The following is a 22,599-nucleotide window of genomic DNA, read 5'->3' on the forward strand; positions in this document are numbered from 1 at the left end:
TGTCACCTAAGGTTGTTAAAGAAAGCCGAGCATTCTATCAGAAAGTTTCTACAGGAGAAGGACGACGTTCGCTTTCATGGCTTAACGGTAGTTTGAGCTGTAAGATTCTGCTCCCCATCTATATGTTCGAGAGCGCCTCCCTTGCTGCAAAACATTCGTGTCGTCCTGGTCAATACCAGCCATCCGGGCAATATCGGCGGGACTGCGCGCGCCATGAAAAACATGGGGCTGTCGCGGCTGGTGCTGGTCGAACCTCGCCTGTTCCCGCATCACGAGGCGGACGCCCGCGCATCCGGTGCCGGGGACATCCTTGAAAAAGCGCAAGTCGTCGCCACCTTGGAGGATGCCTTGGTCGGCTGCAACCTGGTGCTGGGCACCAGTGCCCGCGACCGGCGGATTCCCTGGCCGCTGCTCGATCCGCGCGAATGCGGTGCGAAAGTGGTCGAGGAAGCCGGGCAGGGCGCCGAGATCGCGCTGGTGTTCGGTCGCGAAGACTCCGGCCTGACCAACGAAGAGCTGCAGCGATGTCACTATCACGTGCACATCCCATCCGATCCCGAATTCAGTTCGCTGAATCTGGGAGCGGCGGTGCAGGTGTTGAGCTATGAAGTGCGCATGTCCTGGCTCGCGGCCCAAGGCCAGCCGAGCAAGGTCGAAAAGGACGAAGTGGCATCGGTCAAAAGCATGGAGCTGGCGACCATGGATGAGTTGGAGCGATTCTATGAGCACCTGGAGCAGACCCTGGTGGCCATCGAATTCCTCGATCCGGAAAAGCCACGGCACTTGATGGCGCGCCTGCGCCGGTTGTACGGACGCAGCTCGGTCAGCCGGGCGGAAATGAATATTTTGCGTGGCATCCTCACGGAAACCCAGAAAGCGGCCCGTGGTGAGCTTCTTAAGCGGAAGGATTAATGATGTTCGAGCGTTTGCGTGAAGATATCCAGAGCGTTTTCCATCGAGACCCGGCGGCGCGCAATGCATTTGAAGTCCTGACCTGCTACCCGGGCATGCATGCCATCTGGATCCACCGCTTGTCCTCGGTCTTGTGGCGGGCGGACCTGAAATGGCTGGCGCGGCTGGTGTCGAACTTCGGTCGCTGGCTGACCGGGATCGAGATTCATCCGGGGGCCAAGGTGGGGCGGCGCTTCTTTATTGACCATGGCATGGGTATCGTCATCGGTGAAACCGCCGAAATCGGCGATGACGTGACCATTTATCAGGGCGTGACCCTGGGTGGCACCAGCTGGAACAAGGGCAAGCGTCACCCGACCCTTGAAGATGGCGTGGTGGTCGGGGCCGGCGCCAAGGTGCTCGGTCCGTTCACCGTGGGTGCCGGGGCCAAGGTCGGTTCCAATGCGGTGGTGACCAAGGCGGTGCCGGCCGGTGCGACAGTGGTTGGCATTCCTGGGCGGATTATCGTCAAGCCCGATGAGGAACAGGATGCCAAGCGCAAGGCGATGGCCGAGAAGATCGGCTTCGATGCCTACGGCGTCAGCGAAGACATGCCGGACCCGGTGGCGCGTGCCATCAACCAGTTGCTCGATCACCTGCAGGCCGTTGACGGGCGTCTGGAGGGGATGTGCGGGGCGCTGAAGGATCTGGGCAGTAATTACTGTGCGAAAGACCTGCCTGAACTGCGCGAAGAAGACTTCGCCTGCGTAAAAGACAAAGACCAATCCAAGGCCGGCTGATCCCGTTGCAAGGGGTCGCAGGTCGCTTTCAGGCAATGGCGCAGCGCTAAGCGGTGTGCCATTAAGCCGCAGACCCTGCTATCATTCGCGCGCTCTTTTGCGGGTAAACCTGACTAAAGTACTAGGTCTTATAGTTGACTTAAATACTCGGGAATCGCATACTCGTACCCATTCCGAACTCCGTGGTAACTGTCCATGCGACTGACTACAAAAGGCCGATACGCCGTGACCGCCATGCTCGACCTGGCGTTGCACGCGCAGCACGGGCCCGTGTCCCTGGCCGATATCTCCGAGCGCCAAGGCATCTCCCTGTCCTACCTCGAGCAGCTTTTCGCCAAATTGCGCCGCAGCAATCTGGTGTCCAGCGTTCGTGGTCCAGGCGGTGGCTACCAGCTGTCACGCGACATGCAGGGTATCCAGGTCGCCCAGGTGATCGATGCGGTGAACGAATCGGTCGATGCCACCAAATGCCAGGGCCAGGGTGATTGCCATCAAGGCGATACCTGTCTGACTCACCACTTGTGGTGCGATCTGAGCCTGCAAATTCACGAATTTCTGAGCGGTATCAGCTTGGCTGACCTTGTCACTCGCCGTGAGGTGCAAGAAGTAGCCCAGCGCCAGGATCAACGCCGTTGCAACAGCAAGGCGCCACGCCTGGACAAGATTGAAGCGTCCGCCGTCGAATGACAGCCACAGAGCTAACGGCGCGCCAGCCAGCCTGATTTAGGAGATAGTCCATGAAATTGCCGATTTACCTTGATTACTCTGCGACTACCCCGGTTGATCCGCGTGTCGCGCAAAAGATGAGTGAATGCCTGCTGGTCGACGGAAACTTCGGTAACCCGGCGTCCCGTTCCCACGTATTTGGCTGGAAAGCCGAAGAGTCCGTCGAAAACGCCCGTCGTCAGGTGGCCGATCTGGTCAACGCCGATCCGCGTGAAATCGTCTGGACCTCCGGTGCCACCGAATCCGACAACCTGGCAATCAAGGGTGCGGCACATTTCTATGCCACCAAAGGCAAGCACCTGATCACCACCAAGATCGAACACAAGGCTGTCCTCGACACCATGCGCCAACTGGAGCGCGAAGGCTTCGAAGTGACCTACATCGAGCCTCGTGAAGACGGTCTGGTCACTCCAGAGATGGTCGAAGCCGCACTGCGCGACGACACCATTCTCGTATCGATCATGCACGTGAACAACGAGATCGGTACCGTCAACGACATCGCCGCCATCGGCGAGCTGACTCGTTCCAAAGGCATCCTTTTCCACGTCGACGCCGCTCAGTCCACCGGCAAGGTCGAGATCGACCTGCAGAAACTGAAAGTCGACCTGATGTCCTTCTCCGCCCACAAGACCTACGGCCCTAAAGGCATCGGCGCGCTGTACGTGAGCCGCAAGCCTCGCGTGCGCATCGAAGCGACCATGCACGGCGGTGGTCACGAGCGCGGCATGCGTTCCGGCACCCTGGCGACTCACCAGATCGTCGGCATGGGCGAAGCCTTCCGCGTGGCCAAGGAAGACATGGCTGCCGAGAACGTGCGCATCAAGGCACTGAGCGATCGTTTCTTCAAGCAGGTCGAGCACCTGGAAGAGCTGTACGTCAACGGCAGCCTGACCGCCCGCGTTCCGCACAACCTGAACCTGAGCTTCAACTACGTTGAAGGCGAGTCGCTGATCATGGCTCTCAAGGATCTGGCGGTATCGTCCGGTTCGGCCTGCACCTCGGCATCCCTGGAACCTTCGTACGTTCTGCGCGCCCTGGGCCGCAACGACGAACTGGCGCACAGCTCGATTCGTTTCACCTTCGGCCGTTTCACCACCGAAGAAGAAATCGACTACGCCGCGCAGAAAGTCTGCGAGGCCGTTACCAAGCTGCGCGCTCTGTCGCCGCTGTGGGATATGTACAAAGACGGTGTCGACATTTCGAAAATCGAGTGGGCGGCACACTGATTTCAAGTCGCCGCGAACCGGCCCCGTGGACTCAGGTTCCGGGGCTCAAAGAGCGACTCTCTGATGAGTGAGGATTAAGAATCATGGCTTACAGCGAAAAGGTCATCGACCACTACGAAAACCCGCGCAACGTCGGCAAGATGGACGCGGAAGATCCTGACGTCGGTACCGGCATGGTCGGCGCGCCGGCTTGCGGCGACGTCATGCGCCTGCAGATCAAGGTCAACGACGCCGGCATCATCGAAGATGCCAAGTTCAAGACCTACGGCTGCGGTTCCGCCATTGCTTCCAGCTCCCTGGCCACCGAATGGATGAAGGGCAAGACGCTGGACGAGGCAGAAACCATCAAGAACACCCAGCTGGCTGAAGAGCTGGCCCTGCCGCCTGTGAAAATTCACTGCTCCGTGCTCGCCGAAGACGCCATCAAGGCGGCTGTTCGCGACTACAAGCAGAAGAAAGGCTTGATCTGAATTTCAAGATTTGGCGACGAGTAAGGAGTCGACGATGGCTATCAGCATGACAGAAGCGGCAGCACGACACGTGCGACGCTCCCTTGATGGGCGCGGCAAGGGTGAGGGGATTCGTCTGGGTGTTCGCACCACGGGCTGCTCCGGCCTTGCCTACGTGCTGGAGTTTGTCGACGAGTTGGCTGCGGAAGATCAGGTGTTCGAAAGTCACGGCGAAAAAGTGATCATCGACCCGAAAAGCCTGACTTACCTGGACGGCACCGAGCTCGATTTCGTCAAGGAAGGGTTGAACGAAGGCTTCAAGTTCAACAACCCCAACGTGCGCGGTGAATGTGGCTGCGGCGAAAGCTTCAACATCTGAGGCTTGTCGTGGGTACTCCTTGTCATTTCGCTTTATTCGAGCTGAAACCGGGTTTCGACCTGGATCTCGATCAGCTGGCTTCGCGCTACCGTGAGTTGGCGCGCAGCGTTCACCCGGACCGCTTTGCTGACGCCACCGAGCGTGAGCAGCGGCTCGCGCTGGAACAGTCCGCGAGCCTCAACGAGGCCTACCAGACGCTCAAGAGCCCTCCCAAGCGCGCGCGTTACCTGCTCGCCTTGAATGGTGGCGAGCTTCCGCTGGAGGTCACGGTGCATGATCCGGAGTTTCTTCTTCAGCAGATGGAGTTGCGTGAAGAGCTTGAAGACCTGCACGACAGTGCCGACTTGTCGGGTGTGGCCGCGTTCAAGCGCCGCCTCAAGGCTGCGCAGGAAGAGCTGAACCAAAGCTTTGCCGCTTGCTGGAATGATGCCGCGCAACGCGAGCGGGCCGAGCGCCTGATGCGACGCATGCAGTTCCTCGACAAGCTCACCTACGAAGTGCGCCAGTTAGAAGAGCGCCTCGACGATTAACCCAGTGCCGCTCCGGTCGCACGCCTGATATACAGATAAGTCCTGATAACGATGGCCCTACTGCAGATCGCCGAACCCGGCCAAAGTCCTCAACCGCACCAGCGTCGTCTGGCTGTGGGGATCGACTTGGGCACTACCAATTCGCTGGTCGCTGCCTTGCGCAGTGGTCTTTCCGAGCCTCTGGCCGACGCAGAAGGGCGGGTGATCCTGCCGTCTGCCGTGCGCTATCACGCTGATCGCGTCGAAGTGGGCGAGTCCGCCAAGCTGGCTGCCGCTTCCGATCCTTTGAACACTGTGCTGTCGGTCAAGCGCTTGATGGGTCGTGGTCTGTCCGACGTCAAGCAATTGGGCGATCAACTGCCGTACCGCTTTGTCGGCGGCGAATCGCACATGCCGTTCATCGACACGATCCAGGGCCCGAAAAGCCCGGTCGAAGTCTCAGCCGATATCCTCAAGGTTCTGCGCCAGCGTGCCGAAGCCACCCTGGGTGGAGAATTGGTGGGCGCGGTGATCACGGTCCCGGCCTATTTCGACGATGCTCAGCGTCAAGCCACCAAAGACGCCGCCAAGCTGGCTGGCCTGAACGTGCTGCGTTTGCTCAATGAGCCAACCGCAGCCGCCGTGGCTTATGGTCTGGATCAGCATGCCGAAGGTCTGGTGGCGATTTACGATCTGGGTGGCGGTACCTTCGATATTTCGATCCTGCGCCTGACCGGCGGTGTGTTTGAAGTGCTGGCCACCGGCGGCGACAGCGCCCTGGGCGGTGATGACTTCGACCATGCCATCGCTGGCTGGATCATCGAGAGCGCCGGTCTGTCGGCCGACCTCGATCCGGGTGCGCAGCGCAATCTGCTGCAAACCGCTTGTGCCGCCAAGGAAGCGCTGACCAACGCCGCTTCTGTCGAAGTCGTTTATGGCGACTGGAAAGCCGAGCTGACCCGCGAAGCCTTCAATGCGCTGATCGAGCCGATGATCGCTCGCAGCCTGAAAGCCTGTCGCCGCGCCGTGCGTGACTCTGGTATTGAGCTGGAAGACGTTCATGCCGTGGTCATGGTCGGTGGTTCGACCCGCGTACCGCGCGTTCGCGAAGCCGTCGCCGAAGCCTTTGGTCGTCAGCCGCTGACTGAAATCGATCCGGATCAAGTGGTGGCCATCGGGGCCGCGATCCAGGCCGATACTTTGGCTGGCAACAAGCGCGATGGCGAAGAGCTGTTGCTGCTTGACGTGATTCCGTTGTCCCTGGGGCTGGAAACCATGGGCGGCCTGATGGAGAAGGTGATTCCACGCAACACCACCATTCCCGTCGCCCGCGCCCAGGACTTCACCACCTACAAGGATGGCCAGTCGGCCATGGCGATCCATGTATTGCAGGGTGAGCGCGAGCTGATCAGCGACTGCCGCTCCCTGGCGCGTTTCGAATTGCGCGGCATTCCGTCGATGGTGGCGGGCGCGGCGAAGATTCGCGTGACCTTCCAGGTCGATGCCGACGGTTTGCTGAGCGTCTCTGCTCGCGAATTGGGTTCGGGCGTGGAGGCGAGTATCCAGGTCAAGCCGTCCTACGGCCTGACCGATGGCGAAATCGCCAAGATGCTCAAGGACTCGTTCGAATACGCCAGCGATGACAAGGTGGCTCGCGTTCTGCGCGAGCAGCAGGTCGATGCCCAGCGCCTGGTCGAAGCGGTGGAGGCTGCCCTGGAAGCTGACGGCGACCGTCTGCTCGACGCCGACGAGCGCATGGTCATCGAGATGCAGGTGCAGGAACTGACCGAACTGATGAAAGGTACCGATGGCTACGCCATCGAGCAGCAGACCAAGCGTCTGTCGCAAGTGACCGATGCCTTTGCAGCCCGCCGCCTGGACTCGACGGTGAAAGCCGCGCTGGCGGGGCGCAACCTGAATGAGATTGAGGAATAACGATGCCGCAGGTCATTTTTCTGCCACACGAAAAGTTTTGCCCGGAAGGCATGGTCGTGGAGGCTGAGACCGGTACGTCCATCCTCGAGCTGGCCCATGAGCACCATATCGAGATGGAAAGTGCCTGTGGTGGCGTCTGCGCCTGCACCACCTGTCACTGCATCATTCGCGAGGGCTTTGACTCGCTGGAAGAGGCCGACGAGCTGGAAGAGGACTATCTTGACAAGGCCTGGGGTCTGGAAGCCCAGTCTCGCCTGGGTTGTCAGGCGAAGGTCGGGACTGAAGACCTGACCGTCGAAATTCCGAAGTACTCGCTCAACCACGCAGCCGAAGCGCCGCACTGATTCAAGGAATTGTCATGAGTCTCATGTGGACTGATGTGCTGGAGATCGCGATCCAGCTGGCTGAAACCAAGCCTGATGTAGACCCTATGTCGGTCAACTTCGTCGATCTGCGCAAGTGGGTGATGGAATTGCCCGAGTTCGGCGACAAGCCTGAGCATTGTGGCGAAAAGATTCTGGAGGCCATTCAGGCCCACTGGATCGAAGAACGCGACTGAGCCACGCCGCAGGTTAGGCAATACCCGAGAACCCGCGTATAATTCGCGGGTTTAATTTTTCGCACATTACCGTTTCTGGAGTTACACCATGGCTGTTCAACGTACTTTCTCCATCATCAAGCCTGACGCTGTTGCCAAAAACGTGATCGGCAAGATCACCACCCGTTTCGAAGACGCTGGCCTGCGCATCGTCGCTTCGAAAATCAAGCAACTGTCCAAAGCCGAAGCCGAAGGTTTCTACGCTGAGCACAAAGAGCGTGGTTTCTTCGGTGACCTGGTTGCCTTCATGACTTCCGGTCCGGTTGTCGTTCAGGTTCTGGAAGGTGAAAACGCTATCGCTCGCAACCGTGAGCTGATGGGCGCTACCAACCCTAAAGAAGCTGCTGCCGGCACCATTCGTGCTGACTTCGCTGAATCCATCGACGCCAACGCCGTACACGGTTCGGACTCCGAAGCCGCTGCCGCTCGCGAAATCGCATACTTCTTCGCAGCTACTGAAGTAACCACTCGCTAAGCATTGGCTTAAAGAGTGAAGGTGAATCCATGACTACATCGACTGTTAAAACCAACCTGCTGGGGCTCACCCAGCCGGAAATGGAAAAATTCTTCGACTCAATCGGGGAGAAGCGTTTCCGTGCCGGTCAGGTAATGAAATGGATTCACCACTTTGGCGTCGATGATTTCGACGCCATGACGAACGTCGGCAAGGCCTTGCGCGAGAAGCTCAAGGCTGTTGCCGAAATTCGTGGTCCGGAAGTGGTCAGCGAGGACATCTCCAGCGACGGCACCCGCAAGTGGGTGGTGCGCGTGGCGTCCGGCAGCTGCGTCGAGACCGTGTACATTCCCCAGGGCAAACGCGGCACCTTGTGCGTTTCGTCCCAGGCAGGCTGTGCCCTGGACTGCAGTTTTTGCTCCACCGGCAAGCAAGGCTTCAATAGCAACCTCACCGCCGCCGAAGTCATCGGCCAGGTGTGGATTGCCAACAAATCCTTTGGCAGCGTCCCGGCGACCGTCGACCGTGCCATCACCAACGTGGTGATGATGGGCATGGGTGAGCCGCTGCTGAACTTCGACAACGTCATTGCCGCCATGCATCTGATGATGGATGACCTGGGCTACGGCATTTCCAAGCGCCGCGTGACCCTGTCCACCTCGGGCGTGGTGCCGATGATCGATGAGCTGGCCAAGCACATCGACGTCTCCCTGGCGTTGTCCCTGCACGCACCGAACGACGCATTGCGTAACCAATTGGTGCCGATCAACAAGAAATATCCGCTTAAGATGCTGCTCGAATCGTGCCAGCGCTACATGTCGTCCCTTGGCGAAAAGCGTGTACTGACCATCGAGTACACCTTGCTCAAGGACGTGAACGACAAGGTCGAGCACGCGGTCGAAATGATCGAGTTGCTGAAGAACGTCCCGTGCAAGATCAACCTGATCCCCTTCAACCCGTTCCCGCACTCCGGGTACGAGCGGCCTAGCAACAACGCCATTCGTCGGTTCCAGGATCAGCTGCATCATGCCGGTTTCAACGTCACCGTCCGCACCACCCGTGGTGAAGACATCGACGCCGCTTGTGGTCAATTGGTCGGGCAGGTGATGGATCGCACCCGTCGCAGCGAACGTTATATCGCCGTGCGCGAGTTGAGCGCCGAAAACGATATGGCCGTGAACGCCGCGAACAAGTAAACAGAGAGGATCTCTATGTCCCTGCGCTTTGCGCTGCTTTTGTTACTGGCCAGCCTGTGTGCTGGCTGTGTTCTTTCGGGCGATTACAACCCGATGAAGACCAGCAAGGGCCGCGACGAAGCGCGTGAGGCGTACGTACAACTGGGCATCGGCTATCTGCAGCAGGGCATGACCGAGCGGGCGAAAGTCCCGTTGAAGAAAGCGCTGGAGCTGGATGGCGCGGACCCGGATGCCAACGCGGCGCTGGGGCTGGTGTTCCAGGCCGAGATGGAGCCGGAACTGGCCGACCAGCATTTTCGCAAGGCGCTGTCCTCCCGTCCCGCCGATGCACGCATCCTCAATAACTACGGCAGTTTTCTTTTCGAGCAGAAACGTTACAAGGAAGCCTACGAGCGCTTTGAGCAGGCGGCTGCCGATACCCTGTATCCTGAGCGCTCGCGGGTTTTCGAGAACCTCGGCATGACCGCCGCGATGCTGGGCCAGCGTGACCTGGCGCAGCAGCAACTGGAAAAAGCCCTGCGTTTGAATCGGCAACAGCCACGTGCCTTGCTGGAAATGGCTGAGTTGTCTTACGAAGACAGGCATTATGTGCCCGCGCGTGACTATTACGATCGTTTCAGCCTGCTTGCCGAGCAAAATGCACGTAGTCTATTGCTCGGCGTTCGGCTGGCAAAAGTGTTCGAAGATCGCGACAAGGCCGCCAGTTTCGGCCTGCAACTAAAACGACTCTATCCGGGTACACCGGAATATCAGCAATACCTGTCGGAGCAATGATGAAAGCGGCGCATCCCGAAGTTGTAGCAGCGAATCGCGTTAATCCCGGTGAGACCTTGCGCCAGGCCCGCGAAAGCAATGGCTGGTCGCTGGCCGAAGTGGCCCTCAAGCTCAACCTCACCGTCAATTCCCTGAGTCATCTGGAAGCCGGCGCTTTCGACAAGCTGCCGGGGCATACCTTCGCCCGCGGTTACATTCGCGCCTATGCCAAATTGCTCGGCATGGACCAGGCCGTTCTGGTTCAGCAATTCGATCAATCCACCGGCACCGACTCCCAAGGCAGCAACGTTCATAGCCTGGGTCGTATCGAAGAGCCGGTGCGGGTTTCCCACACGATCTTGCGCATTGTCAGCCTGCTCCTGCTGGTAGCGGTGATTGGTGGCGGTTTCGTCTGGTGGCAGGATCAGACTTCCTTGCGCAACAAGGATCTGGTCAGCCTGAGCCCTGAGCACGTTGAAGTCGAAGGCGCCGACGGCACCACCCAGATTCATCCGCTGGATGAGCCGGAAGATCAGGCGGTCGCCGAGGGCGAGGCCGAAGGTTCGACTGCCCTGGCTTTGCCGCAGGCCGAAACTTCGGCTGAAGCACCGGCGCAAGCTCAAGCTCAAGTACCAGCGCCGGCAGCTCCGGCGTCACCGGCCACTCCTGCTCCAGCGCCTGCTGCGCCAGTGCACAACACTCCCGCAGTTGCTGCGACTCCGGCTGCTCCGGCTCCGGCGGTTCCTGCTGTGCCAGCGCCGGCTGTGACCGCTGCTGCTGCCCCTGCACCAGCCCCTGCCGCTACTCCGGCAGCACCTGCTGCGCCGGTCGCCGGCCAGGGTCAGGTTCAAGTGCAGTTCACTGCCGATTGCTGGACGCAAGTCACCGACGGTGGCGGCAAGGTGCTGTTCAGCGGTCTCAAGCGCAAAGGCGACAGCCTTTCCGTCAATGGCAAGCCACCGTTCGCCGTTCGCCTGGGCTACGCCCGTGGCGCGCAAGTCAGCTACAACGGCCAGGCGGTTGATGTTGCTCCGTTCACCAGTGGCGAGACTGCTCGCCTGAAGTTGGGTCAATAAGTCATGCACGGCGAATCTCCAATCAAACGTCGCGAATCGCGCAAGATCTGGGTCGGTAATGTGCCTGTTGGCGGCGATGCGCCTATCGCTGTGCAGAGCATGACCAACAGCGACACCAACGATGTCGCGGCCACCGTCGCTCAGATCAATCGCCTTGAAGCCGCTGGTGTCGATATCGTGCGGGTCTCCGTACCGGACATGGACGCCGCCGAGGCCTTCGGCAAGATCAAGCAACTGGTCAAGGTGCCACTGGTCGCCGACATCCATTTCGACTATCGCATCGCGCTGCGCGTCGCCGAACTCGGTGTCGACTGCCTGCGTATCAACCCGGGCAACATCGGTCGTGAAGATCGTGTGCGCGCCGTGGTCGATGCCGCCCGTGATCGCGGGATTCCGATTCGTATCGGAGTCAACGCCGGTTCTCTGGAAAAAGACCTGCAAAAGAAATACGGCGAGCCGACACCGGCAGCGCTGGTCGAGTCTGCCTTGCGTCACGTCGAGCACCTTGAGCGCCTGAACTTCCAGGACTTCAAGGTCAGCGTGAAAGCCTCCGACGTGTTCATGGCCGTCGAGGCGTATCGCCTGCTGGCCAAGGAAATCGTCCAGCCGTTGCACCTGGGCATCACCGAAGCCGGTGGTTTGCGTTCAGGCACGGTGAAATCCGCGGTGGGCCTCGGTATGCTGCTCGCCGAAGGGATTGGCGATACTATTCGCATCTCGTTGGCGGCCGACCCGGTCGAGGAAGTGAAAGTCGGCTACGACATTCTCAAATCCCTGCACCTGCGTTCCCGTGGCATCAACTTCATCGCCTGCCCGAGCTGCTCGCGGCAGAACTTCGATGTAGTCAAGACCATGAACGAACTGGAAGGGCGCCTCGAAGACCTGCTGGTGCCGCTGGATGTCGCGGTCATCGGTTGCGTGGTGAACGGTCCGGGTGAAGCCAAGGAAGCCCATATCGGCTTGACCGGCGGCACGCCAAACCTGATTTACATCGACGGCAAGCCGTCGCAGAAACTGACGAATGACAATCTGGTGGATGAGCTTGAACGCTTGATCCGCGAGAAAGCGGCCGAAAAGGTCGAAGCCGACGCTGCCGTCATCGCGCGTGGCTGAGCCTGACTAACGAGCCGAACGAATTTAAGGATTTAAAGTGAGCAAGTCTCTGCAAGCCATTCGTGGCATGAACGACATCCTGCCCGAACAGACTCCCCTGTGGCGTCACTTCGAAGGCACCGTTTCGCGTTTGCTGGATAACTACGGTTACAAGCAGATCCGCATGCCGATCGTCGAGTTCACCGAGCTGTTCAAGCGCTCCATCGGTGAAGTGACCGACATCGTCGAAAAAGAGATGTACACCTTCGACGATCGTAACGGCGACTCCCTGACCCTGCGCCCTGAAGGTACCGCTGCCTGCGTACGTGCCGTGCTCGAACACGGCATCACCGGTGGTGGCCAGGTGCAGAAGCTCTGGTACATCGGCCCGATGTTCCGCCACGAGCGCCCGCAGAAAGGCCGTTATCGCCAGTTCCACCAGATTGGTGTCGAAGTGTTCAATCTCGACGGTCCGGACATCGATGCTGAACTGATCGTGCTGACCTGGCGCCTGTGGGGCGAGCTGGGCATCCGTGATGCGGTCAAACTCGAGCTCAACAGCCTGGGCACCAGTGAGTCCCGTGGTCGTTATCGTGAAGCGCTGGTCGCGTTCCTGTCGCAACACCTGGACAAGCTGGACGAAGACAGCCAGCGTCGCCTGAAGACCAATCCGCTGCGCGTGCTCGACACCAAGAACGCCGAAACCCAGGCGATCCTGGTCGATGCGCCGAAGATGGCCGACTACCTCGACGAAGAGTCCCGTGTGCACTTCGAGGGCCTCAAGGCTCGTCTGGACGCTGCCGGCATTCCTTATGTCATCAACCCGAAGCTGGTTCGCGGGTTGGACTACTACAGCAAAACCGTTTTCGAATGGGTCACCGACAAGCTTGGCGCACAGGGCACCGTGTGTGCCGGTGGTCGTTACGACGGTCTGGTCGAGCAGATGGGTGGCAAGCCGACTGCCGGCGTGGGTTTTGCCATGGGCATCGAGCGTCTGGTCCTGCTGCTGGAAACCCTGGAGCAGATCCCGGAAGAAATCTCCCGTCAGGTCGACGTATACCTCTGCGCCTTCGGTGAAGAGGCCGAGTTGGCTGGCTTGGCACTGGCCGAGCGTGTGCGTGACCAGTTGCCCAACCTGCGCCTGCAAGTAAACGCCGGCGCCGGCAGCTTCAAAAGCCAATTCAAGAAAGCCGACAAGAGTGGTGCGCTGTATGCACTGATCCTCGGTGACGACGAGATGGCCCAGCAAGTGGTAGGTTTCAAACCCCTGCGTGGCCAGGGCGAACAACAAAGCATTGCCTGGGATGCGCTTGCTGCACACCTGGCCACCTGCGTCGTGCAGGGTTGAAGCTGTCATAAACAGCCGAATTAGCGATTAAGGAGTATTGGGGTGTCGAGTACCGAAGAGGAACAGCTGGCGGATTTGAAGGAATGGTGGTCGCGCAACGGCAAGCCCCTGGTCACTGGCGGCCTGTTGGCGCTGGTCATCGTATTCGGCTGGCAGGCGTTCCATAAGTATCAGAGCAACCAGTCGCAAGGCGCCTCGATGCTCTATCAGCAACTGCTGGAAACCACGCTGACGCCTGATGGCAAGCCGGATGCAGCCCGTGTATCGGAACTGGCGGGCAAGCTCAACAGTGAGTTCGCCGGCAGCGCCTATGCGCAGTACGGCAGCCTGTTCGTGGCGAAAGTCGCCGTCGACAGCGGCAAGCTGGATGACGCAGCCAGCGAGCTGAAAGCCATCACCGCCAAGCCGGCCAACGCAGCGCTGGGCGAAATCGCCCGTCAGCGCCTGGCTCAGGTTCTGGCTGCGCAGAACAAGGTCGATGAGGCCCTGAAACTGCTGGAAGGCGACGCTGACAAGGCATTCCTGGCAACTCGCGAAGAACTCAAGGGCGACCTGCTGGTTCAGTTGGGTCGTACCGACGAAGCGCACGCGGCCTATCAAAAAGCCAAGGCGGCACTGTCGGATGAAGCGGCGGTCGGTGGCCTACAAATCAAGCTGGACGACCTGGCCAAAGGGGATGCGTGACGTGATCCGTTGGAAACATGCAGCATTGCTGGCTCTGGCCATTCTGGCCGCGGGTTGCAGCAGCAACAGCAAGAAAGAACTGCCTCCGGCCGAACTGACCGATTTCAAGGAAGAAGTGGTTCTGAAAAAACAGTGGAGTCGTTCGATCGGTGACGGTCAGGGCGAAACCTACAACATGCTGGTTCCGGCAATCGACGGCGAGACCATCTACGCCGCCGACGTGACCGGCGTGGTGATGGCGCTGGATCGCAACACTGGCGACGTCAAATGGAAAAAAGATCTCGAACTGCCTGTTTCCGGTGCCGTCGGTGTCGGTTACGGCTTGCTGACGGTCGGTACGCTCAAGGGTGAAATCGTTGCCCTGGATGCCATCAATGGCGAAGAGAAATGGCGCGCTCGCGTGTCCAGCGAAGTCCTTGCGCCACCGGCCAACAACGGTGACGTGGTGGTGGTTCAAACCCAGGACGATCGTCTGATCGGTCTGGACGCCGCCACCGGCAACCAACGCTGGCTGTATGACAACACGCCTGCGGTACTGACCCTGCGTGGCACCAGTGCGCCGATCGTCACCAACCGCCTGGCGGTGGCTGGCTTTTCGACCGGTAAAGTGGTCGCGCTCGACATTTCCAACGGCGTGCCGGTGTGGGAGCAGCGTGTAGCCATCCCGCAAGGTCGTTCGGAGCTGGAGCGTGTCGTCGACATCGATGGCGGCTTGCTGTTGTCCGGCGAGACGATCTATGTCGCAAGCTATCAGGGTCGCGTTGCGGCGCTCGATCTGCAAAGCGGTCGTCAGCTGTGGCAGCGTGATGCCTCCAGCTACGCGGGCGTCGCCCAGGGTTTCGGCAGCGTTTACGTGAGCCTGTCTTCGGGTACCGTTGAAGGTGTCGACGAGCGTTCCACCACAGCCCTGTGGAGCAACGACTCGCTGGCCCGCCGTCAACTGTCGGCCCCGGAAGTGTTCTCCAGCTACGTTGCAGTGGGTGACCTGGAAGGTTACCTGCACCTGCTGAGTCAGGTGGATGGCCGTTTCGTCGGCCGTGAGCGCATCGACAGCGACGGCATTCGTGCCCGTCCGCTGGTGGTGGGTGACACGATTTATGTGTATGGCAACAGCGGCAAACTGGAAGCCCTGACCATCAAGTAAAGGTTTGACTATGCTTGGGTTAAATCCCGAGCGGCTTCACATATGCAGGACTGTAGGAGCGAGCCTGCTCGCGATGGACGTCAACGATTACGTTGGTGTGCAGAATAAACGCGGTGTCTTTGCGTTTATCGCGAGCAGGCTCGCTCCTACAGAAAAGCACAAGGTGATAGCACCCGAGCACCAGCCGCTGCCACGCAGCGGCTTTTGTATTTTCTGAAATAACGAAGTGGAGAGCCGCATGGTTCCCGTAATCGCCCTGGTGGGTCGACCGAACGTCGGCAAGTCCACCTTGTTCAACCGCCTGACCAGGACTCGTGACGCCATCGTCGGCGACTTGTCCGGTCTGACCCGTGATCGCCAGTACGGTGAGGCCAAGTGGCAAGGGCGTTCCTACATTCTGATCGACACCGGCGGTATTTCCGGTGACGAGCATGGTATGGACGAAAAAATGGCCGAGCAGTCGCTGCTGGCCATTGAAGAAGCGGATGTCGTTCTGTTCCTGGTAGACGCCAAGGCGGGTTTCACCGCCGCCGACCAGATGATCGCCGAGCACTTGCGCAAGCGTAACAAGCGTTCCCACGTGGTCGCGAACAAGGTCGACAACATCGACCCTGAAATGGCCCGTGCCGAATTCTCCCCGCTGGGCATGGGCGACGCGATCCCGATCGCGGGCGCCCACGGCCGTGGTATCACCCAGTTGCTGGAAATCGCCCTGAGCGACTTCCCGAAAGACGACGATGAACCGGAAGAGGGCGAGGAAGAGGAAGTTGCCGAGGGCGAAGAAGCCAAGCGCATTCCTGGTCCGAGCGAAAAAGACGGGATCAAGATCGCCATCATCGGTCGTCCGAACGTTGGCAAGTCGACCCTGGTCAACCGCATGCTTGGTGAAGAACGAGTCATCGTTTATGACCAGCCCGGCACCACTCGCGACAGTATCTACATCCCGTTCGAGCGTAACGAAGAGAAGTACACGCTGATCGACACCGCGGGTGTGCGCAAGCGCGGCAAGATCCACGAAGAAGTCGAAAAGTTCTCCGTGGTCAAAACCCTGCAGGCGATCAAAGACGCCAACGTGGTGATCTTCGTGATGGACGCCCGCGAAGGCGTGGTGGACCACGACCTCAACCTGCTGGGCTTTGCGCTGGAAGCCGGTCGTGCGCTGGTCATCGCGCTCAACAAGTGGGACGGCATGACACCGGGCGAGCGTGACTATGTGAAGATCGAGCTGGAACGTCGGCTGTTCTTCGTCGACTTTGCCGACATCCACTTCATCTCGGCTCTGCACGGCACGGGCGTGGGCAACCTCTACGCTTCGGTGCAGAATTCGTTCAAGTCGGCGGTCACCCGCTGGCCGACCAGCCGTCTGACCCAGATTCTCGAAGACGCCGTCAGCGAGCACCAGCCGCCGATGGTCAACGGTCGCCGGATCAAGCTGCGTTATGCCCACCTGGGTGGTGCGAACCCGCCGATCATCGTGATTCACGGTAACCAGATCGAGAAGGTGCCGAAGTCTTACGTTCGTTACCTGGAAAACACTTACCGTCGTGTCTTGAAGCTGGTCGGTACGCCGATCCGCATCGAGTTCAAGGGCGGCGAGAACCCGTACGAAGGCAACAAGAACACGCTGACCGACCGCCAGGTCAACAAGAAGCGTCGCTTGATGTCGCACCACAAGAAAGCCGAGAAGAAGCGCCGCGACAAGAAGTAAAAGCAGCTCCAGGCTTCTAGTAAAGGCAGAAGGGTCCTCGTTGAGGACCCTTTTTTATTGTGCGGCGGTTTGACGCTTGACCACTTGCAGCTTGAAACTTGAAACTTGCAGCTCACCTGCAAGGGGCTACCGATGATCACCAGTAAGTTGCCGAATGTCGGCATCACCATCTTCACTCAGATGTCTCAACTCGCGGCTTCGAGCGGGGCGATCAATCTGTCCCAGGGTTTCCCCGATTTTGATGCACCGCAAGCGCTGTGCGATGCGGTCGGCCGGCACGTTGCCAATGGCCACAACCAATACTCTCCGATGACCGGCCTACCATTGCTGCGTCAGCAAGTGGCGGCGAAGATCGCCCGCAGCTACGGCGTAGCGGTTGATGCCGACAACGAAGTGACCATCACTCCCGGCGCCACGCAAGCGATCTTCTGTGCGATCCAGGCCGTTATCCACAGCGGCGATGAAGTGATCGTGTTCGACCCGAGCTACGACAGTTACGAGCCGTCCGTGGAACTGGCTGGCGGTCGTTGCGTGCACGTGCAGCTCGGGCTGGACGACTTCTCCATCGACTTCCAGAAGCTGGCCGAGGCCATCACGCCACGCACGCGGATGATTGTGCTGAACACCCCGCACAACCCGAGCGGGGCTCTGATCAGCCGAGCCGAGCTGGATCAGCTCGCGGACCTGATTCGTGATCGCGATATCTATCTGATCAGCGATGAGGTCTACGAACATCTGGTGTTCGACGGCGTGCCTCACGTCAGTGTGCTGAATCATGAAGAGCTGTATCAGCGCGCCTTCGTGGTCAGTTCCTTCGGCAAGACCTACCACGTCACAGGCTGGAAAACCGGCTACGTGGTCGCGCCGCCGGCCCTGACGGCGGAGCTGCGCAAGGTGCACCAGTACGTGAGTTTCTGTGGTGTGACGCCGCTGCAATTCGCGCTGGCCGACTTCATGGCCGAGCATCCGGAACACGTGGAAGAGTTGCCTGCCTTCTATCAGGCCAAACGCGACCTGTTCTGCGACCTGTTGGCGCCATCGCGCTTCAGTTTCACCCGTGTCGCCGGCACCTATTTCCAGTTGGTCGACTACTCGCAGATCCGTCCGGACCTCAATGACGTCGAAATGGCGTTGTGGATGACCCGTGAACACGGTGTGGCGAGCATCCCGATTTCGGTGTTCTACCAGACGCCACCCGAGGGCCAGCGCCTGGTGCGCCTGTGTTTCGCCAAACGCGAGGAGACCCTGCGTAAAGCAGCGGAAAAACTATGCGTGATTTGAGTGCCTTGCCGAAACTGACCGTCGCGCTGGTGCAAACCACCCTGGCCTGGCATGACCGTCAGGCCAACCTTGCGCATTTCGAGCCGTTGCTGGAGCAGGCTCGGGGAGCGGACCTGATTATTCTGCCGGAGATGTTCACCACGGGTTTCTCCATGGAGTCCGAGGTGCTGGCGGAGGCGGAAAACGGTCCCACCAGCAAGTGGCTCCGGGCTCAGGCGGCGAAGCTGGATGCGGTGATCACCGGTAGTGTCATCGTGCAGGCCGCCGATGGCAGTCATCGCAACCGTCTGCTGTGGGCGCGGCCGGATGGCGAAGTGTTGCACTACGACAAGCGCCATCTGTTCCGCATGGCCGGTGAGCATCATCACTACACCCCAGGAGAGCGTCAGGTGCAGTTCGAGCTCAAGGGCTGGCGGGTGCGGCCATTGATTTGCTACGACCTGCGTTTCCCGGTGTGGAGTCGTGATGCTCAGGACACGGACCTTCTGCTATACACCGCCAACTGGCCGGGCGCGCGTCGACAGCACTGGAATCGTTTGCTGCCGGCGCGGGCCATCGAAAACCTGTGTTATGTGGCGGCGGTGAACCGTGTCGGGACTGACGGCAAAGGTTTTGCCTATACCGGTGACAGTCAGGTGCTGGATTTTCAGGGCGAGACATTGCTCAGTGCCGGAGAGGCGGACGGGGTATTCAAGGTGGAGCTGGATGCGGCGGAACTGGCTGCTTATCGCACAAGGTTTCCGGCGAATCTGGATGCGGATACTTTCGAGTTCACCTGAGATCCCTGCCGTCTGAGCTGGCCTCTTCGCGAGCAGGCTCGCTCCTACATTGGATCGGTGTGAACACGGTCACTATAGGAGCGAGCCTGCTCGCGATGAGGTACTGACAGGCGACACAAAATTTTCAGGCAAACAAAAAGGCCCCGAGGTTCACACCCCGGGGCCTTTTGCATTGCAGCGAAGGTCAGTTATGCCGCTTTCGCTTCCGGCTGGCTCAGGGAGCGGTTCAGCGCGCTGAACAGTGCCTTGAAGCTGGCGGTCGTGATGTTTTCGTCGATACCGACGCCGTGCACCGCACGTTCGCCGTTCACACGCAGTTCAATGTAAGCCGCTGCCTTGGCGTTGGTGCCCGCGCCGATGGCGTGTTCGTTGTAGTCCATGATCTCCACCGGAATCGGCAGACCGGCAACCAGTGCTTCCAGGGCGCCATTGCCCTTGCCGCGCCAGTGCAGGTTGGTTTCGCCCTGGCCTTGGCTGGCGACTTCCACTTCGACGGCGCTGTGGCCGTTCTCTTCCTGCAGGCGGTGGCTGACCAGCGCGTAAGGAGCGTTGGCTTGCAGGTACTCGCTGTGCAACAGGGCGTGGATCTGCTGGGCGGTCATTTCCAGGCCCAGACGATCGGTTTCACGCTGCACGACCTGGCTGAACTCGATCTGCATGCGACGCGGCAGGCTGATGCCGTATTCCTGCTCCAGCAGGTAGGCGATGCCGCCCTTGCCCGACTGGCTGTTGACGCGGATGACCGCCTCGTAGCTGCGACCGATGTCGGCCGGGTCGATCGGCAGGTATGGCACTTCCCACAAGGCGTCCGGTTTCTGCTGGGCGAAGCCCTTGCGGATCGCATCCTGGTGGGAGCCGGAGAACGCGGTGTGGACCAGATCGCCAACGTACGGGTGACGTGGGTGCACCTGGATCTGGTTGCACTCTTCGACGACCTTGCGCACGCCGTCGATGTCGGAGAAGTCCAGCTCAGGGTTCAGGCCCTGGGTGTACATGTTCAGTGCCACGGTCACCAGGTCGACGTTACCGGTACGTTCGCCGTTGCCGAACAGGCAGCCTTCGACACGGTCGGCGCCGGCCATCAGGCCCAGCTCGGTGGCGGCTACGCCAGTGCCACGGTCGTTGTGGGTGTGCAGGCTGATGATCACGCTGTCACGACGGTTGATGTGGCGGCAGAACCATTCGATTTGGTCGGCATAGATGTTCGGCGTGGCGCATTCCACTGTGGCCGGCAGATTGAGGATCATCTTGCGCTCAGGCGTCGGGTTCCACACCTCGATCACTGCGTCGCAGACTTCCTTGGCAACCTCAAGTTCGGTAGCACTGAAGGTTTCCGGGGAGTACTGGAAGGTCCACTCGGTTTCCGGCTGCTGGGCGGCATATTTGACGAACAGCTTGGCCGCGTTCACGGCGATTTCCTTGACCCCGTCCACATCCTGGTTGAAGACAATGCGGCGGAAAGAAGGGGAGGTGGCGTTGTACAGGTGAACGATGGCTTTTTTCGCGCCACGCAGGGATTCGAAGGTACGTGCGATCAAGTCTTCACGTGCCTGGGTCAATACCTGGATGGTGGTGTCGTCCGGGATGTGACCGTCTTCGATCAGCGTGCGCACGAAGTCGAAATCGGTTTGCGAGGCGGACGGGAAGGAGGCTTCGATTTCTTTCACGCCGACCTGCACCAGGGTTTTCCAGAAGCGCAGCTTCTTGGCAGAGTCCATCGGTTCGATCAGCGACTGGTTGCCATCACGCAGGTCGGAGCTGCACCAGATTGGAGCGGCGGTGATGGTTTTCGACGGCCAGGTGCGATCCGGAAGGTTGATGGTCGGGAACGCGCGGTATTTCGAAGACGGGTCTTTGAGCATGCTCATCGGGAAATCCTTATTGTGTGGGCCGAAAAAAGGCGGCCTGCCGGTGGATCGAATGTTCTGGATAAAGCGAAAGACGAGGTGCCGCGATTCAGCCCGGCAGTCGTGCGCTGACAAGGCACAGGCTGCGGTGCTGACGGAGTTGGATGAGGGTGTGAGAGGTTTTCATGCCTTCAACCCTAACCTTGAGGGGGAGGATGGCAAGCAGTCAAAAAAAATTGAGAGGAATACTCGCCGGGATCGGTTTTCAGAGATTTTATTGCTCTGAACAGGCCTGATCTTCAGGTTGCTTGCGCAAGGTTTGAGCGATGCGCAATCGGCGGTTTCGGCGTCGCGTGCTCATGACGGGGGCTATTCTTCTTGAAAGCCTGGACTGGCAAGTGGGAGTCGCGATGAACGAGTCCGATTGGAAACAGTATTGCGTATTGCGCCCGATAGCCCATGAACGGATGTGCACCCGGATCATGAACGATGTCGAGAAGATCGTGCTGGACAAGAGCATCCCGCCCTACGAACGGATCGATGCCAGCGAAGAACTGTTGAAAGCCGGGCAAAAGGAGCTGTATTGGGCGTTTGGCGTCTTCAGGTTTTCCCGCCACGAGGCGCGCTCGCATTTGCTTGGGTTGTGCGCGCGGGAGTTGATTAAGGCAGAAGAGTTGACGGGTTTCTCGCCAGACACCCAGGAATGGGTCCGGCACTGTTTGGCGGATCGGGAGGTCCATGGGATTGAAGATTTGGACGCGGAGTAAGTGGCGTCTGTTCTACCGCCTTCGCGAGCAGGCTCGCTCCCACAGTGGGCTTTGGTGTGCACGAATCTCGTGTACAACAATTACCTGTGGGAGCGAGCCTGCTCGCGAAGGGGTCATCTGCCTCACCGAAAAACTAAGGCTGAAACGCCCCGATAAAAATCGCCGGATCCACCCGCGCATCATTCAGGCTGACGTTCCAATGCATATGCGGCCCGGTCGCCCGTCCCGTCGCACCAACCTTGCCCACCACAGCACCACGGGCCAGTTGCTGCCCAACCTTCACATCGATTTTCGACATATGGCAGAACATGCTGATAAAGCCCTGGCCGTGATCGACAAACACGGTGTTGCCATTGAAAAAGTAATTGCCGATCAGGATCACCTTGCCCGAGGCCGGAGTCTTGATCGGTGTGCCAGCGGGAACGGCGAAATCCAGGCCCGAGTGGGGATTGCGCTCTTCACCGTTGAAGAAACGGCGCACACCGAACTTGCTCGACAGTGGACCGTTGACGGGTTTGTCCAGCAGCAGATTGCTGGGCGTATTCGGGCTGAACGTGCGGTAGGCGGCGATCTGCTCGGCCAGTTCGCGTTCGATGCGCTTGAGGTTGTCCTGGTCCGGATTGACCTGTTGGGTGTTTTTCAGGGTGATGCGCTGTTCCGGGTATTTCTTGTTACCGACCGTGAAACCCAAGTTTCGGCCGCCGCTGCTGATGGACTGCGCGCCCGGCTTGACCGTCAACGGCACGCCGACAATGGCCAGCCAGTTGTTCTGTTCCTTGACCACCAGCACCGGTTTGCCCTGGTAACTGGCTTTCGGTGCCTGCGCGGCGGTGCCCAGATCCACCACGGCCACGCCTCCCGGCACGGGCTTGTTCAGCAGGCGCGTGATGTAGCTGTCGGCGTGGGCGTTGAGCGTCAGGCACAACAATAGAAGCGAAGCGAAAAAACGCGGCATGG

The 22,599-nt window shown here is 59.6% G+C and carries 25 protein-coding genes; 23 read left to right on the plus strand and 2 right to left on the minus strand.

Features of this window, described 5'->3' with window-relative positions:
• Positions 1 to 141 precede the first annotated feature (141 nt).
• The 21 genes from trmJ (at position 142) to DKY63_RS24725 (ending at position 19,028) form a co-directional block, all read left to right on the plus strand.
• A complete protein-coding gene (gene trmJ / locus DKY63_RS24620; RefSeq protein WP_110966487.1) occupies positions 142 to 912 on the plus strand; it encodes a tRNA (cytosine(32)/uridine(32)-2'-O)-methyltransferase TrmJ in 771 nt (256 codons plus the stop codon).
• A 2-nt stretch (positions 913 to 914) separates the two neighbouring features.
• A complete protein-coding gene (gene cysE / locus DKY63_RS24625) occupies positions 915 to 1,691 on the plus strand; it encodes a serine O-acetyltransferase (protein WP_110966488.1) in 777 nt (258 codons plus the stop codon).
• A gap of 195 nt (positions 1,692 to 1,886) precedes the next feature.
• Entirely contained in the window at positions 1,887 to 2,378 is a 492-nt protein-coding gene (gene iscR / locus DKY63_RS24630; protein WP_007903581.1) for a Fe-S cluster assembly transcriptional regulator IscR, read from the plus strand.
• A gap of 50 nt (positions 2,379 to 2,428) precedes the next feature.
• Entirely contained in the window at positions 2,429 to 3,643 is a 1,215-nt protein-coding gene (locus tag DKY63_RS24635; protein WP_110966489.1) for an IscS subfamily cysteine desulfurase, read from the plus strand.
• An 83-nt stretch (positions 3,644 to 3,726) separates the two neighbouring features.
• Complete coding sequence (gene iscU / locus DKY63_RS24640; RefSeq protein ID WP_007974006.1) at positions 3,727 to 4,113, plus strand: Fe-S cluster assembly scaffold IscU; 387 nt, start codon at positions 3,727 to 3,729, stop codon at positions 4,111 to 4,113.
• A 34-nt stretch (positions 4,114 to 4,147) separates the two neighbouring features.
• Positions 4,148 to 4,471, plus strand: a complete 324-nt coding sequence (gene iscA, locus DKY63_RS24645) for an iron-sulfur cluster assembly protein IscA (protein ID WP_110966490.1) — start codon at positions 4,148 to 4,150, stop codon at positions 4,469 to 4,471.
• 8 nt (positions 4,472 to 4,479) lie between these two features.
• Positions 4,480 to 5,001: a co-chaperone HscB gene (gene hscB / locus DKY63_RS24650; protein WP_110966491.1), complete on the plus strand. Its 522-nt coding sequence runs from the start codon at positions 4,480 to 4,482 to the stop codon at positions 4,999 to 5,001.
• Between the two features lie 51 nt (positions 5,002 to 5,052).
• Positions 5,053 to 6,915: a Fe-S protein assembly chaperone HscA gene (hscA, locus tag DKY63_RS24655; protein WP_110966492.1), complete on the plus strand. Its 1,863-nt coding sequence runs from the start codon at positions 5,053 to 5,055 to the stop codon at positions 6,913 to 6,915.
• 2 nt (positions 6,916 to 6,917) lie between these two features.
• Entirely contained in the window at positions 6,918 to 7,259 is a 342-nt protein-coding gene (gene fdx, locus DKY63_RS24660; RefSeq protein WP_085715824.1) for an ISC system 2Fe-2S type ferredoxin, read from the plus strand.
• A gap of 14 nt (positions 7,260 to 7,273) precedes the next feature.
• The gene (gene iscX, locus DKY63_RS24665) at positions 7,274 to 7,474 is read left to right on the plus strand and encodes a Fe-S cluster assembly protein IscX (protein WP_110966493.1); all 201 of its coding nucleotides are present in this window, start codon (positions 7,274 to 7,276) and stop codon (positions 7,472 to 7,474) included.
• Between the two features lie 88 nt (positions 7,475 to 7,562).
• Entirely contained in the window at positions 7,563 to 7,988 is a 426-nt protein-coding gene (gene ndk, locus DKY63_RS24670; RefSeq protein ID WP_110966494.1) for a nucleoside-diphosphate kinase, read from the plus strand.
• A gap of 29 nt (positions 7,989 to 8,017) precedes the next feature.
• Entirely contained in the window at positions 8,018 to 9,163 is a 1,146-nt protein-coding gene (gene rlmN, locus DKY63_RS24675; RefSeq protein ID WP_110966495.1) for a 23S rRNA (adenine(2503)-C(2))-methyltransferase RlmN, read from the plus strand.
• Positions 9,164 to 9,178: 15 nt separating this feature from the next.
• Positions 9,179 to 9,937, plus strand: coding sequence for a type IV pilus biogenesis/stability protein PilW (pilW, locus tag DKY63_RS24680; protein ID WP_110966496.1), 759 nt, complete (start codon positions 9,179 to 9,181; stop codon positions 9,935 to 9,937).
• Positions 9,937 to 10,992, plus strand: coding sequence for a RodZ domain-containing protein (locus tag DKY63_RS24685; RefSeq protein ID WP_110966497.1), 1,056 nt, complete (start codon positions 9,937 to 9,939; stop codon positions 10,990 to 10,992). The genes pilW and DKY63_RS24685 overlap by 1 nt, the downstream gene beginning before the upstream one ends.
• Before the next feature lie 3 nt (positions 10,993 to 10,995).
• Positions 10,996 to 12,105 carry a flavodoxin-dependent (E)-4-hydroxy-3-methylbut-2-enyl-diphosphate synthase gene (ispG, locus tag DKY63_RS24690; protein WP_020795607.1) on the plus strand — a complete coding sequence of 370 codons (1,110 nt, stop codon included), beginning with the start codon at positions 10,996 to 10,998 and terminating at the stop codon, positions 12,103 to 12,105.
• Positions 12,106 to 12,142: 37 nt separating this feature from the next.
• Complete coding sequence (hisS, locus tag DKY63_RS24695) at positions 12,143 to 13,432, plus strand: histidine--tRNA ligase (protein WP_110966498.1); 1,290 nt, start codon at positions 12,143 to 12,145, stop codon at positions 13,430 to 13,432.
• Positions 13,433 to 13,474: 42 nt separating this feature from the next.
• Positions 13,475 to 14,116, plus strand: coding sequence for a tetratricopeptide repeat protein (locus DKY63_RS24700; RefSeq protein ID WP_110966499.1), 642 nt, complete (start codon positions 13,475 to 13,477; stop codon positions 14,114 to 14,116).
• Complete coding sequence (bamB, locus tag DKY63_RS24705) at positions 14,109 to 15,260, plus strand: outer membrane protein assembly factor BamB (protein ID WP_110966500.1); 1,152 nt, start codon at positions 14,109 to 14,111, stop codon at positions 15,258 to 15,260. The genes DKY63_RS24700 and bamB overlap by 8 nt, the downstream gene beginning before the upstream one ends.
• 238 nt (positions 15,261 to 15,498) lie before the next feature.
• Positions 15,499 to 16,968: a ribosome biogenesis GTPase Der gene (gene der, locus DKY63_RS24715; RefSeq protein WP_110966502.1), complete on the plus strand. Its 1,470-nt coding sequence runs from the start codon at positions 15,499 to 15,501 to the stop codon at positions 16,966 to 16,968.
• 132 nt (positions 16,969 to 17,100) lie between these two features.
• Entirely contained in the window at positions 17,101 to 18,249 is a 1,149-nt protein-coding gene (locus DKY63_RS24720) for a pyridoxal phosphate-dependent aminotransferase (RefSeq protein ID WP_110966503.1), read from the plus strand.
• On the plus strand, positions 18,237 to 19,028 hold the full coding sequence (locus tag DKY63_RS24725; RefSeq protein ID WP_110967974.1) for an amidohydrolase: 792 nt from the start codon (positions 18,237 to 18,239) through the stop codon (positions 19,026 to 19,028). The genes DKY63_RS24720 and DKY63_RS24725 overlap by 13 nt, the downstream gene beginning before the upstream one ends.
• Positions 19,029 to 19,216: 188 nt before the next feature.
• Here DKY63_RS24725 and leuA read toward each other — a convergent pair whose 3' ends face one another.
• Positions 19,217 to 20,896 carry a 2-isopropylmalate synthase gene (gene leuA, locus DKY63_RS24730; RefSeq protein ID WP_110966504.1) on the minus strand — a complete coding sequence of 560 codons (1,680 nt, stop codon included), beginning with the start codon at positions 20,894 to 20,896 and terminating at the stop codon, positions 19,217 to 19,219.
• Here leuA and DKY63_RS24735 point away from each other — a divergent pair.
• The gene (locus tag DKY63_RS24735; RefSeq protein ID WP_239499325.1) at positions 20,889 to 21,161 is read left to right on the plus strand and encodes a hypothetical protein; all 273 of its coding nucleotides are present in this window, start codon (positions 20,889 to 20,891) and stop codon (positions 21,159 to 21,161) included. The two genes, leuA and DKY63_RS24735, sit on opposite strands and share 8 nt — an antisense overlap.
• Before the next feature lie 124 nt (positions 21,162 to 21,285).
• On the plus strand, positions 21,286 to 21,642 hold the full coding sequence (locus tag DKY63_RS24740; RefSeq protein ID WP_110967975.1) for a hypothetical protein: 357 nt from the start codon (positions 21,286 to 21,288) through the stop codon (positions 21,640 to 21,642).
• Between the two features lie 133 nt (positions 21,643 to 21,775).
• On the opposite strand, the gene DKY63_RS24745 is transcribed toward DKY63_RS24740, so the two are convergent.
• A complete protein-coding gene (locus tag DKY63_RS24745) occupies positions 21,776 to 22,597 on the minus strand; it encodes a M23 family metallopeptidase (RefSeq protein ID WP_110966505.1) in 822 nt (273 codons plus the stop codon).
• Between the last annotated feature and the right edge of the window lie 2 nt (positions 22,598 to 22,599).

Origin of the sequence: Pseudomonas putida, assembly GCF_003228315.1 — a bacterium.
GTDB classification, from domain to species: domain Bacteria; phylum Pseudomonadota; class Gammaproteobacteria; order Pseudomonadales; family Pseudomonadaceae; genus Aquipseudomonas; species Aquipseudomonas putida_S.

Coding starts and splice junctions, on each gene's coding strand:
- DKY63_RS24735 (WP_239499325.1), top strand. CDS start 20,889: ATGCTCATCGGGAAATCCTTATTGTGTGGGCCGAAAAAAGGCGGCCTG.
- hscA (WP_110966492.1), top strand. CDS start 5,053: ATGGCCCTACTGCAGATCGCCGAACCCGGCCAAAGTCCTCAACCGCAC.
- iscR (WP_007903581.1), top strand. CDS start 1,887: ATGCGACTGACTACAAAAGGCCGATACGCCGTGACCGCCATGCTCGAC.
- DKY63_RS24740 (WP_110967975.1), top strand. CDS start 21,286: ATGAACGAGTCCGATTGGAAACAGTATTGCGTATTGCGCCCGATAGCC.
- rlmN (WP_110966495.1), top strand. CDS start 8,018: ATGACTACATCGACTGTTAAAACCAACCTGCTGGGGCTCACCCAGCCG.
- DKY63_RS24725 (WP_110967974.1), top strand. CDS start 18,237: ATGCGTGATTTGAGTGCCTTGCCGAAACTGACCGTCGCGCTGGTGCAA.
- DKY63_RS24635 (WP_110966489.1), top strand. CDS start 2,429: ATGAAATTGCCGATTTACCTTGATTACTCTGCGACTACCCCGGTTGAT.
- pilW (WP_110966496.1), top strand. CDS start 9,179: ATGTCCCTGCGCTTTGCGCTGCTTTTGTTACTGGCCAGCCTGTGTGCT.
- ispG (WP_020795607.1), top strand. CDS start 10,996: ATGCACGGCGAATCTCCAATCAAACGTCGCGAATCGCGCAAGATCTGG.
- ndk (WP_110966494.1), top strand. CDS start 7,563: ATGGCTGTTCAACGTACTTTCTCCATCATCAAGCCTGACGCTGTTGCC.
- fdx (WP_085715824.1), top strand. CDS start 6,918: ATGCCGCAGGTCATTTTTCTGCCACACGAAAAGTTTTGCCCGGAAGGC.
- iscU (WP_007974006.1), top strand. CDS start 3,727: ATGGCTTACAGCGAAAAGGTCATCGACCACTACGAAAACCCGCGCAAC.
- DKY63_RS24745 (WP_110966505.1), bottom strand. CDS start 22,597: ATGCCGCGTTTTTTCGCTTCGCTTCTATTGTTGTGCCTGACGCTCAAC.
- leuA (WP_110966504.1), bottom strand. CDS start 20,896: ATGAGCATGCTCAAAGACCCGTCTTCGAAATACCGCGCGTTCCCGACC.
- bamB (WP_110966500.1), top strand. CDS start 14,109: ATGCGTGACGTGATCCGTTGGAAACATGCAGCATTGCTGGCTCTGGCC.
- DKY63_RS24685 (WP_110966497.1), top strand. CDS start 9,937: ATGAAAGCGGCGCATCCCGAAGTTGTAGCAGCGAATCGCGTTAATCCC.
- cysE (WP_110966488.1), top strand. CDS start 915: ATGTTCGAGCGTTTGCGTGAAGATATCCAGAGCGTTTTCCATCGAGAC.
- iscA (WP_110966490.1), top strand. CDS start 4,148: ATGGCTATCAGCATGACAGAAGCGGCAGCACGACACGTGCGACGCTCC.
- DKY63_RS24720 (WP_110966503.1), top strand. CDS start 17,101: ATGATCACCAGTAAGTTGCCGAATGTCGGCATCACCATCTTCACTCAG.
- iscX (WP_110966493.1), top strand. CDS start 7,274: ATGAGTCTCATGTGGACTGATGTGCTGGAGATCGCGATCCAGCTGGCT.
- der (WP_110966502.1), top strand. CDS start 15,499: ATGGTTCCCGTAATCGCCCTGGTGGGTCGACCGAACGTCGGCAAGTCC.